At 73.2% G+C, this 11983-nt stretch carries 8 protein-coding genes; 5 read left to right on the plus strand and 3 right to left on the minus strand.

Going from position 1 to position 11983, the window contains the following annotated elements:
• Positions 1-60 precede the first annotated feature (60 nt).
• On the plus strand, positions 61-2391 hold the full coding sequence (locus tag ACWCP2_RS03600; protein WP_450906915.1) for an asparagine synthase-related protein: 2331 nt from the start codon (positions 61-63) through the stop codon (positions 2389-2391).
• A gap of 12 nt (positions 2392-2403) precedes the next feature.
• Here ACWCP2_RS03600 and ACWCP2_RS03605 read toward each other — a convergent pair whose 3' ends face one another.
• Positions 2404-4407, minus strand: coding sequence for a sigma-70 family RNA polymerase sigma factor (locus tag ACWCP2_RS03605; protein ID WP_450906916.1), 2004 nt, complete (start codon positions 4405-4407; stop codon positions 2404-2406).
• A 168-nt stretch (positions 4408-4575) separates the two neighbouring features.
• Here ACWCP2_RS03605 and ACWCP2_RS03610 point away from each other — a divergent pair, with 168 nt between their 5' ends.
• Positions 4576-4800, plus strand: coding sequence for a hypothetical protein (locus ACWCP2_RS03610; RefSeq protein ID WP_450906917.1), 225 nt, complete (start codon positions 4576-4578; stop codon positions 4798-4800).
• On the opposite strand, the gene ACWCP2_RS03615 is transcribed toward ACWCP2_RS03610, so the two are convergent.
• Positions 4797-5621, minus strand: a complete 825-nt coding sequence (locus tag ACWCP2_RS03615) for a TetR/AcrR family transcriptional regulator (RefSeq protein ID WP_450906918.1) — start codon at positions 5619-5621, stop codon at positions 4797-4799. The genes ACWCP2_RS03610 and ACWCP2_RS03615 overlap by 4 nt on opposite strands.
• Positions 5622-5951: 330 nt before the next feature.
• Between ACWCP2_RS03615 and ACWCP2_RS03620 the strand changes: the two genes are divergently transcribed.
• Complete coding sequence (locus ACWCP2_RS03620) at positions 5952-7358, plus strand: NAD(P)/FAD-dependent oxidoreductase (protein ID WP_450906919.1); 1407 nt, start codon at positions 5952-5954, stop codon at positions 7356-7358.
• Between the two features lie 147 nt (positions 7359-7505).
• Entirely contained in the window at positions 7506-9320 is a 1815-nt protein-coding gene (locus ACWCP2_RS03625; protein WP_450906920.1) for an ATP-binding SpoIIE family protein phosphatase, read from the plus strand.
• 79 nt (positions 9321-9399) lie between these two features.
• On the opposite strand, the gene ACWCP2_RS03630 is transcribed toward ACWCP2_RS03625, so the two are convergent.
• Positions 9400-10728, minus strand: coding sequence for an MFS transporter (locus ACWCP2_RS03630; RefSeq protein WP_450906921.1), 1329 nt, complete (start codon positions 10726-10728; stop codon positions 9400-9402).
• 111 nt (positions 10729-10839) lie between these two features.
• Between ACWCP2_RS03630 and ACWCP2_RS03635 the strand changes: the two genes are divergently transcribed.
• The gene (locus ACWCP2_RS03635) at positions 10840-11376 is read left to right on the plus strand and encodes a MarR family winged helix-turn-helix transcriptional regulator (RefSeq protein WP_243341117.1); all 537 of its coding nucleotides are present in this window, start codon (positions 10840-10842) and stop codon (positions 11374-11376) included.
• The last annotated feature ends 607 nt before the right edge of the window (positions 11377-11983 follow it).

The raw sequence follows: 11983 nt of genomic DNA on the forward strand, positions 1-11983 counted from the left end.
CAGAGCGCCGGCCGCGCGGTTCGCATCCCGGTCAGGTGCCCACGGGCTGGGGAGGCGGCGGTGCGCTGGTTGGTGGGTTGGAGCAGTATCGCCGCGAGCTTCGGCACGGCCGGACGGGTCGCGGGGCACGGCGCCGCGCACGGCTCCGACCAGCGCGCATACGGCTCGGGCCACGGATCCGGCAACGCGAGCGGCTACGGCTCCGCGAATGCCTATGGCTCCTCGAACGGCTACGGCTCCTCGAACGGCTACGGCCACGGCTCCGTGAACGCCCACGACACCGGATGGGCCGACGGCCCGGTCCGCGGCGGCCTCGCCGACGCCGGCCACCCCGACGAACCGGGCGCCGCCGACGCCGACCGCACCGTGGTCCCCGTCGGAGCCCAGCTCCTCTGGGGCGATCCCGACCCCCTGTGGGCCGTCGGCGACTGGCGCCCGGACGAGATCCGCACCCTCACCGCCGATCCCGCCGACCCCTTCACCCGCCTCGCCGTCCTCGGCTGCTGCGGCGCCACCGACGAGGAACTGCGCCGCGCCCTCTACGCCGCCCGCGGCGGCGCGCTGCGCCACCTCACCCAGTGGCCCGGCAGCTACACCGCCGTGGTCCAGGCCGGCCGCCGCATCACGGTCGTCGGCGATCTGGCCGGAGCCCGGCCCGTCTTCTACACGCCCTGGGCGAGCGGCACCGCGTACGCCACCGCCGCTCTCCCGCTCGCCGACCTGATCGAGGCGCAGCTCGACATCGGCCATCTCGCCGCCCTGCTGGCCTGCCCCGACAGCCCGGAGGCGCTGGGCGACGGCACACCGTACGTCGGCGTCCGCCGGATCCCGCCCGGGCACGCGCTGATCCTGCGCGAGGGCTCGCGGGAGATCACCGGGTACGAGCCGGTGGCCTCCCTCGCGGTGGCCGCCCCGACGGCCGACCCCGAGCTCGCGGTGGAGGGTGTACGGGAAGCGTTGGTCGAGGCGGTGCGCGCCCGGCTCACGGCTCCGCGGCATGCTCCCGAGACGCTGCCCTACGACCCCGGGCCCGTCCCCGGAATGGGCCCGGCGGACCGCCGGGCCGCGCGCGGCGCCCCCGCGCCCGTCCCCGGAGTCGGCGCGGACCTCTCCGGAGGAAGCGCCTCCGCGACCCTCGCCCTGCTCGCGGCCGGCCTCCCGGGCGCGCCCGGAGCCCTGCGCGGCCGCACCGGCGAACGCCTCCTCGCCGTCACCTTCAACGACCTGGCCACCCCCCGGGGCCGCGAGCCCGAACTGGAACGCGCCCACGCGATCGCCTCCGACCCCCGCCTGCACCACGTGGTCGTGGCCGCCGCCGAGGAAGCCCTCCCGTACGCCGACCTCGACGGCCCCCTGACCGACGAACCCGGCCCCTCCCTCGTCTCCGCCGCCCGCGAGCGGCGCCGCCTCGCGTCCGGCTCCGCGGACCACCTCACCGGACACGGGGCCCGGCAGGTCCTCGACGCCCACCCCGCCCGGCTCGCCGACCTCCTGCTCGACCGGCGCCGGCGCCACCTGCTGCGCCCCACCCTGGCCCTGGCCCGCTCGGCGCCCTCCGAGGGCGACTCCGCCCTCGTCCCCTTCCTCGTCCCCCTCACCGTGTACACGGCCGCCCGCCGCCTGGCCCGTACGCCCTACCGCGCCGGCATGGAGGCGGCGGCGGCCCGCCTGCGCGACGGGGTCCCGCCCGCGGGTCCCTGCTCCCCCGTGGACGCCTCGCTCGCCGCCCTGACCTGGTCCCGGCCGGGCCCGGCGGCGGCCTGGCTGACGGGCGAGGCACTGGCCGAGGTGTCGATCCGGCTCAGCGCCGCCGCGGGCCGCCCTCCCTTCTCCCTGCGCCCCGGGGAGGCCCGGGCCCGCGCCGTCCTGGCCCGGCACGCCGCCGACCACCGGGTCTTCGAGCAGGCCGTGGAGGTCCGCAGCCAGCGCCTGCACGCCCCGTTCCTGGACAACCAGGTCGTACGGGCCGCCCGGGCCCTGCCCGAATCCCTGCGCGTGCAGCCCGGCGCCCGGGCGGCGGTCCTGCGCGGGGTCCTGTCCTCGGCCGGGGTACGGGACCTCCCCGCGGGGTGGGGCGCGACGGCCCACGCCCCGAACGAATCGGCGACCCGCCTGGGACTGCGCGCGGCCCTCCCGCGCCTGCTGGCCCTCTTCGAGTCCCCGCTCCTGGCGGACGCGGGCCTGATCGAAGCCCGGGTCGTCCGCCAGGCCCTCCTGGACGCCGCCGACGGCCGTCCGGTCCCGCTCGACGGCATCGCCGAACTCGTCTCGATGGAACTGTGGCTGACCCGCCTCCTGGCCCGCCGCGGCACCTGCTGGACGGGCACCTCCACCCCCCGCCGCAGAGCCGTTCCCACCGGAGTCCCCCTCCGCCGCCCGGCCCTGTCCTGACCCCCGGCGTCCTCAGCGGCAGCTGATGACGGAGTCGGCCCAGCTCGCCAGCGTCGGCAGGCGGCCGCCCTCCGCGCGTTCCACGACCAGGCGCAGCGTCCTGTGCCCGGCGAGGGAGACGGACACGTTCGCCGCCGGGTCCTCGTACCCCAGGGCGCTGGACTGCCACAGCCGCCGCCCGTCCGCGTACACGGAGAAGCGGACCGTGCCGTCCGTGAGCAGGGACATGCCGTCCACGCCGGCCCGTGCGGTGAAGGCGGAGCAGCTCCGGTTGAGGGTGATCTCCACGGAGGAACGGGAGTTGACGGTGATCCCGTGCGCATAGCGCTGTCCGCCGATCACCGGCGCCCACCGCTGCCACACCCAGCTGCTCCGCCAGGTCTCGATCTCGGGGCCTTCGTGGTTCCCGTAGGCGGACTGCCCCAGTGAGGAGAGCCGGAACCCCTGGGGGGCCTGCGGCGGAGGCTTGGGCGGCGACGGCTTGGGGGGCGGTACGGGACTGGGCGTGGGGCTCGGCTTCGGCCGGGGCGCCGGCGCACGGCTCGGACTCGGAGCCGGCGAGGACCGCTCCGGGCTCCGCGAGGGCGCCGGCGCGGCGGCCACCGGAGGCGCGGGCGTCCGCTTCCCCGGAGGCGGTACGGATCCCCGCGCCACCGGCGGCTCCGCCCGCGACGGGCCGGGCTGCGGAGCGGCGGGGGCCGGACTGCGCGGCACCGGCACGGCCACGCCCGGCGCCGGGTTCGCCCGCACGGCCGGAGCGGTGTCGTCACCGGCCAGCGCGAACACCACCCCGGCGGCCGCGGCCACCACGACCCCGGCGGCGATGGCCGCCTTGGCGGGCAGCCCCAGCCCCTCCGAAACCGCGGCTCCCCCGGCCCCACCGGCCCCGGCCCCACCTCCACCGGCAGCCCCACCGGCGGCGCCGGCCCCAGCGGCCCCGGCTCCCGCACCTGCTCCCGCCCCGGCCCCGGCCCCGGCCGTCGACCCGCCCACGGCCGCGGCGGCGGCCCCGGCACCACCCGCGGCGACGGCCCCGCCGGCCACCACGCCCGCCACCTTGGCCGCGTACCCGGCGGCGAACCACCCGATGACGGCGACCGGCAGCAGTGCGGGAATGCCCGCGTTGACGTCCTTGAGCTCACCCGCGGCGAGCCGGCACTGGGCGCACTCCTCGAGGTGCTTGCGCAGCCCCCGCTCGGCCCGCATCCGCAGGCCCCCGCGGGCGTACGCCCCCAGCCGGTCGGCGTACCGGGCGCAGTCCCCGCCGGAGCTCAGCGCGGTGCTGACATGGGCCTGGAGGTAGGCCTGCTTGAGGCCCTCGCGGGCCCGGCTCGCCAGGACCGCGGTGGCGTTCGCGCTCAGCCCGAAGAGCGGGGCGATCGCGCTCGGCGAGGCCTCCTCGACGGTGGTGTGCCAGAGCACGGCCTGCCACCGCTCGGGCAGGCTCCGGAAGGCCTGCATCGCGAGGGTCTGCTCGGCCTCGTGCATGGCCCGCACATCGGCGCCGAGTTCGAGGGTGTCGTCCCCCGCCCGCACGGGCAGTCCGACCGGGCCGTCGCCGGACCCGGACGCCTGCTCCGCGAACAGCGCGAAGTCCTCGACCAGATGCTCCCGCTTCGCCGTCTTCGCCCAGGCGGCGGCGACCCGGCGCACGGTGGTCAGAAGGTAGGCGCGCACCGACTGGTCCGGACCCGCCCCGCCCCGTACGGCCTGGAGGGTCCGCGCGAACACCTCGGCCGTCAGATCGTCGGCGGTGTGCCCGTCGCGGCAGCAGGTGCGGGCATAGCGGCGCACGGCATCGGAGTGGCGGCGGAACAGTTCCTCGTAGGCCCCGTCGTCGCCCCCGCGCATCCGGGCGATCAAGTCCCCGTCGGAAGGCGGGAGTTCGCCGCTCGGTCCGGCGGCGTGCCGGCCGCCCGGTTCGCGCTGCGCCGGGACCTGTCGCGCGGGCAGGCTGCCCGCACCGACCTCGCCGCCGGCACCACCGTGTGGCTCTTCCCGCCCGTCAACGCTCATCGCGGAGGCCCTCGCACGACACACTCAACCGGTACACCGATCCAGCGTGGCACACGGCGGGTGCGCGCCGAGGCCGGTCTCCACACCTTCCACCCGTCCGGGCAAGCTCCGACGAATCGCCGTACGGAGCCTCACCCGTTCGAGCGAGCGACCCCGGAAGGGAACCGGTTGACGCCTACCACCGCCACCCGCCGGCCGAGCCACGTGCCCGCCGAGCCACCCGGTCCGCGAACCACACGTCCCGGGGGCCCCGACCTGACCGTCCCGACCTGGACCGCCCTGACCTCGACCGTCCCGACCTGGACGGCCCCGACCTGGACCGTCCCGACCTCGACCGTCCCGACCTGGACGGCCCCGACCTGGACCGTCCTAACCTCGACCGTCCCGACCTAAGCCGTCCGGGACCGCAGCCCTTCGAGCAGGATGTCGAGCAGCCGCGCGGAAGCCGCCGCCTGCTGCGCGGCGTCCGGCAGCGCGGGCGCGGCCGTCGCTATGACCAGCAGGACATCGGCCACCGTGACATCGGTGCGCAGCGCACCGGCCTCCCGGGCCCGGTCGACCAGGCGTCCGACGACCTCCAGCAGCTCGCCCGCGCCCGCGTCCTCGGAGGGCTCGTCGTCCAGGCCGGCCCGCGCCGTGCCGACGACCCGCAGATCGGGCGCGGCGCCGGCCGTGACGACCTGACGCTGGTGCGGAACCCGCGCGCCCTCGCCGGAAGCGTCGCCCCCGTCAACGCCGCCAACGCCGTCGACCCCATCGGCCCCGTCCTCGCCGACCCGCAGGACCTGCGGAGGCAGCAGCCGGCCGGCACCCGAGGCCACGGAGGTGCGCAGGAAGCGCGACAGCGCCTGCCACGGCTCCTCCTCCTGGCCGAGAGCCGTACGGGCCTGCTCGGTCAGCCGCGAGGTCTCCTCCTCGGCTATCCGCCGGACCAGGACGTCCTTGCTGGGGAACCGCCGGTACACGGTGCCGACGCCGACCCGCGCGCGGCGCGCGACGTCCTCCATCGGAGCCCCGTAACCGAGCTCGCCGAAAACCTCGCGGGCCGCGCGGAGTACGTGTTCGAGATTGCGCTGTGCGTCGACGCGCAGCGGCGTGGAGCGACCCACGCCGTGTGTGGTGGCGCCGCCGGCCATCAGGCGCCCGTGACTGTCGGTCGCGGAAGCGGCCGAGGACAGAGCGGTGGCAGAAGCATGGAAATCGGAAATGTGCATGTATATCCCCCGGTAATCATTTGTCTCCCCCCGGAGACACTCCCCGCCTTCATGTCGAGGGGGGCCACGGTCATGAGGGCCCTGGTCCTACTCCTCGACGAGTTACGAACATAGTTGAGCCAGAGTCAATTCAGAAGAGGCAGCCCCGGACGGACCACCGCCCGATCGGAGCATTCACCCTGAATTTTCCGTTCGAAGCCCCCGGAAGCGCACATTCCGTGCCGTCTGACCTGCGCACCTTCCCTTCCATCCGCACCCCCTGACAACCTCGACCCGCCGTCCCCTCCGGTCACACAATTTGCCGGGGCTGTGGACAAACTCCCGGCCACGATGCGTCATGGGACGGTGAAGGCTGCTAACTCCCGGGGCACGGCCCCCGGTACCCCGCCCCGTACGCGGATCCTCATCGTCGGCGGCGGCTACGTAGGCATGTACACGGCGCTCCGGCTCCAGCGAAAGCTGAGAGCCGACGAGGCCGAGGTCACGGTGGTCTCTCCCGAGCCGTACATGACGTACCAGCCCTTCCTCCCCGAAGCGGCCGCCGGCTCCATTTCCCCGCGCCACGTCGTGGTCCCGCTGCGCCGCGTGCTGCCGAAATGCCGCATCGTCATCGGCGAGGCCCGGCACATCGACCACGCCAACCGGACCGCGACCGTCACCACCCTCGCCACCGACGAGGAGGGCGGGGGCCCCGTCGAGATCGAGTACGACGAACTGGTCCTCGCCCCCGGCTCGGTCTCCCGCACCCTCCCCATTCCGGGACTCGCCGAATACGCCATCGGATTCAAGACCGTGGAAGAGGCCATCGGCCTGCGCAATCACGTCATCGAGCAGATGGACATCGCCTCCTCCACCCGCGATCCCGCCCTGCGCGACGCCGCCCTCACCTTCGTCTTCGTCGGCGGCGGCTACGCCGGCGTCGAGGCACTCGGCGAGCTGGAGGACATGGCCCGCTTCGCCGCCCGCTACTACCACAACATCAAGCCCGAGGACATGAAGTGGGTGCTGGTCGAGGCCAGCGACCGGATCCTCCCCGAGGTCGGCCCGGAGATGGGCACGTACACGATCCGCGAACTGCGCCGCCGCGGCATCGACCTGCGCCTGGAGACCCGCCTCGACTCCTGCGAGAACCGGATCGCCGTCCTCAGCGACGGCGCCCGCTTCCCCACCCGCACCGTCGTGTGGACCGCCGGCGTCAAACCGCACCCGATCCTCGCCGCCAGCGACCTGCCCAAGACCGACCGGGGCCGCCTCGCCTGCACCTCCTTCCTCACGGTCGAAGGCGTCGAGCACGCCTGGGCCGCCGGGGACGCCGCCTCGGTCCCCGACATCACGGCCCCGGAGAAGGGCGTCGCCTGCGCCCCGAACGCCCAGCACGCCGTCCGCCAGGCCAAGGTGCTCGCCGACAACCTCGTATCGTCCCTGCGCGGCGGACTCCTCACCGAGTACGCCCACAAGTACGCCGGTTCCGTGGCCTCCCTCGGACTCCACAAGGGAGTCGCCCACGTCTACGGCCGCAAGCTCAAGGGCTACCCGGCCTGGCTCATGCACCGCGCCTACCACCTCAGCCGCGTCCCCACCCTGAACCGCAAGACGCGCGTGCTCGCCGAGTGGACGCTCTCCGGCCTCTTCACACGTGAGATCGTCTCGCTGGGATCCCTCGAACACCCCAGGGCAGAATTCGAACTGGCGGCGGGCGGAGGCCCCAAGGACCCTCCGAAGAAGAACGAAGGCTGATGCTGTCAGTCCCGTCGGCCACACTGGACGTGTGACCATAGGTGGGCTCACACCTGCACAGAGTGACATCAGCGTGACATCCGAGTGCCACCCGATCGCCACCGAGTGACACAGCGACCACGAGCGACACCACGAGGCTTGAAAGCAGTGAACTTCACGCGCTGGAGCGCCCGGTTTCCCGGAACGCAGCGTCGCGCCGCCGCCCGGTCCGAACACGCCGCCGCCCAGGCCAAAAGGGGCGAGGGCTCGGTCCCGGCCGCCCGCGGCGCCGCCGGCCTTTCCGCGACCGGCCCGGACGGCTGCCCCGCCGACCCCACGGTCCGCGGCACCGGTTCCGCCCCCGGAACCGGCTGCGCCCCGGCCGCCGCGGACGGTACGGGACTCCCCGCGCCCTCCCCCGACGAGCTCTCCGTACGCGAAGTCCTCGACCGCCTCCCGGCCCTCGTCGCCCTCGTGCACGGCCCCGAGCACCGCGTCGCCTACGTCAACGACGCCTACACCGCGGGCTTCGGCGCCCGCGCCCCCGGCGCGCCCGCGCACCTGGGCCTCCCCGAGCTCGGGGAGCTCGGCCTGCTCCCGCTCCTCGACCAGGTCCAGCGCAGCGGCAAGCCCCGTACGGCCAAGAACCGCACCGCACCCGGCGGCGCCCACTCGTACACGGTCACGTGCACCCCGATCGAGTTCCCCAAGGCGGGCACCGGATCCGCCCCCGACACCGAGGCGGAACCCCCCGGCCCCGGCCCCACCCCGACCGGCACTGGCGTCCTGATCCACCTCGCCGACGTCACCGACCACGCCGAGGCCGTCGAACGGCTGCGCGCCAGCGAGCGCCGCCAGCGCGAGGCCGCCGTCACCCTCCAGCGCTCGCTGCTCCCCCAGGAACTGGAACAGCCCGACGACCTGCGCGTGGCCGCCACCTACCAGCCCGGCGGCACCGAGGCCGCCGTCGGCGGCGACTGGTACGACGTCATCACCCTCGGCGCCGGCCGCACGGCCCTCGTCATCGGCGACGTCATGGGCCGGGGCGTCCGCGCCGCCGCCGTCATGGGCCAGCTCCGCACGGCCGTCCGCGCGTACGCCCGCCTCGACCTGCCCCCGCACGAGGTCCTCCAGCTCCTCGACGGGCTCGCGGCCGAGATCGACGCCAGCCAGATCGCCACCTGCGTCTACGCCGTCCACGACCCCAACGAGGGCCTCCTCGCGTACGCCTCCGCCGGCCACCTCCCGATCCTCGTCCGCGACGAGGACGGCACCGTGCGCCGCGCGGCCGACCCCACCGGCCCGCCGCTCGGCACCGGCGGCTGGCTGCACACCTCGGGCACCATCGCGCTGGGCCCCGGCTCCACCGCCGTCCTCTACACCGACGGCCTGGTCGAGCGCCGGGGCGAGGACATCGACGAGGGCGTCGCCGCCCTGGAACGCGCCCTCTCCGGCGCCCAGGGCACCCCCGCCGTGATCTGCGACCGCCTGATGCGCGCCCTCGGCGTCGACGCCGACCACGACGACGACGTCGCCGTGATGGTCCTCCAGCAGCCGGCCCGCACCGGCGCGGACGCCGAGCTCTTCCACAACGCGGCCCTGGAACTCCTCGGCGGCATCGAGGCCGCCCCGCGCGCCCGCGCCTTCGCCCAGGGCGTCCTGGCCTCCTGGCGCTTCCCGGTGGAGCTCTGCGACCTGGGAGTCCTCGCCGCCAGCGAGCTCGTCGCGAACTCCCTCCAGCACGGCACCCCGCCCATGCGCCTGCGCCTGCGCCGCACCGACCGCCGGCTGATCATCGAAGTCACCGACGGGGACGACCACCTCCCGCGCCGCCGCCGCGCCGAGCCGGCCGACGAGACCGGCCGCGGCATCTCCATCGTCGCCACCATCGCCTCGGCCTGGGGCTCGCGCCGCACCCCGGGCGGCGGCAAGGCCGTCTGGTGCGAGTTCGCCCTCCCGGACAAGGACAGGGACAGGGATTAGGGACGAGCAGCCGGACACGAAGAAGCCCCGGTCCTGGGACCGGGGCTCCTCCATGTCAGCTCGAAGCCGCACCGCACCTCTACACCTGCTGAACCTGCTGAACCTGCTGGACCTGCGAGGCCACGGCCTCGGAGACCTTGGCCTGGTCCCCCGACCCGGCCACGACCGTGCTCCGGGCCAGCGACGGGTTGTCCTGCACCGGCGTCAGGTGCTTGCCGAGCCGCAGCGCCAGCCCGGCGATGCCGAGCGACACCAGGACGAAGACCCCGATGTAGAGCATCGGCACGCCGGCGGCCAGCGGCACACCGAGCGGCCCGAGCGCCAGGGCCATCTGCTTGACCAGCGCGAAGGCCGAGTTGTACTGGCCCACGGACCCCTCGGGAGCGAGATCGGCCACCAGCGGGGCCAGCGTCGGCGACAGCATGGCCTCGCCGATACCGAAGAGGGCGTACGTCGTCACGAACGCGGCGGCCGCCATGACGGCGCTGCCGTGTCCCAGCCCGGAGAAGGCGGCGATGATCCACGCGACCGTCCAGAGCAGGCCGACCAGCGCGATCACCCGGGACCGGCGGTGGTTCTCGACCAGCCGGAGCACGACGAACTGGGCGAGCACGATCGCCCCGGTGTTGGCGGCGAGGGCGAAGCCCAGCGTCGACGGGGAGATCCCGGCGGCCTCGGTCCCGAAGGCGGCGAGACCCGACTCGAACTGCCCGTAACAGGCGAAGAACAGGACGAAGCCGAGGACGCAGAACTGCACCATCGCCTTGTGCTCCATCAACCGCTTCCAGCCGCCGCCGGACTGAGCCGCGGCCTTGGCCAGCGCGTTGCTGATGGCCGGCGCCTGCGGCATCCGCACGGTGGCGATGACCCCGGCCAGCACCAGGAACATCACGGCCTCGATGCCGAAGAGCAGGGTGAAGCTGCCGGGCCGGCTCTCGTCGACGATGAGTCCGCCGATCAGACCGCCGATGCCCAGACCGAGGTTCTGCATGAAGAACTGCAGCGCGAAGGCGCGGGTCCGGGTGGAGGGGGTGGAACAGCGCACGATCATCGTGGCCAGCGCGGGCTGCATGACGGCCTGGCCGGCACCCAGCGCGAGCGCGGAGAGCAGGATCGCGACCACACCGGTGGACAGGCCCAGCGACAGCGCACCGAACGAGGCGACCACGGCCGCACCGATGACGACGGGGACCGGACCGCGCCGGTCGATCACCCGCCCGGTGAAGGGCAGCGCGAGAAGCGCACCGAGGGCGAAGGCCATGAAGGCACCCGTCGCCCACATGGGGTCCAGTTCGCGCACCTTCGCCGCGTAGACGTAGAGGAACGGAACCGTGAAGCCGATACCGAACGCGGTCAACGCGTTCCCGGCCTGGATCCTCCGCATCGCAGCGCCCATCACCTTGGTCACTTCTCACCACCTTGATTGCTGAAGCTTGAAGACTTCATACCTAAAGTTCGATCCTTAACACTACACACCGAAGGAGTTAGACGCCAACGGCCCCGTGCCATACTTCGAACCATGGGTGACACCCCCGACGGCACTGCGCCCGTCCACGAACCGAGCCTCGACGAACAGATCGCCGTCTATCAGCGCGAGTTCCAGGACCTCGACCCCCAGGTCGAGAAGGTCGTATCGGCCCTCAGCCGCCTGAACCGCCGGATGAACGTCGCGTACGGCCGCCAGACGGCGGCCCTGGGCATCAGCAACGCGGAGTGGGAGGTCCTCAAGGCCCTCGTCCTCTCCGGAGCCCCGTACCGGATGGGCCCGAGCGAGCTCGCGAAGCAGCTGGGCCTGACGCCGGCGGCGATGACCCACCGGATCGACCGCATGACGGCGGAAGGACTGGTCACGCGCGAGCGCGACGAGAACAACCGCGTCCGCGTGATCGTGGAGCTCACCGCGGAAGGCCGCAGCAAGTGGCTGGACGCGATGCGCGCGGCGACGGTCTTCGAGGAGGACCTCCTCCAGGACCTCTCCACGGCGGAGCGGGGCGTACTGGGCGACATGCTCACCCGCCTCCTGGACCGCGTAGAGGACCTCCAGTCCCCGCACTGACCGCCTAGCGGCCCGTCGCAGCCCCCCGGGTTGACACGGGCCCCGCGGATCCGTAAGGTTCTTCGAGTTGTCCCTGAGCCGAAAGGTTTCGGAGACAGCAAATCCCGCCGCCTCGTTGCGGCACCCAACTCAGCACGACTTCCCACTGGGGACGCATTCGGCATGCCCGAATTCATTCCCGAAGGTCGATTATGAATCGCCGGGGAAATCCACTAGAGTTTGGGGAGTCGGAAGGGCCCAACAGCCCCAAAGGCAAACCCCGCTGACTGGGAGTCAGGCCCGAAAGAGTCTGATAGAGTCGGAGACACAAGAACGAAGGAAACGCCCGGAGGAAAGCCCGAGAGGGTGAGTACAAAGGAAGCGTCCGTTCCTTGAGAACTCAACAGCGTGCCAAAAATCAACGCCAAAAAGTTGATACCCCGTCCATTTCGGTGGATGAGGTTCCTTTGAAAAAAGACCTGTGAGGTCACGGCTTCGGCTGTGTCACTTGCAGGCGATTACACAGCGAGGACGCAGTGGACGGTCGGTCTTATTCCGACATGACTGTCCCGCTCTAAGTGCGTGTGCACCCGATTACGGGTAAACATTCATGGAGAGTTTGATCCTG

The organism is Streptomyces sp. NPDC002104, assembly GCF_053593795.1.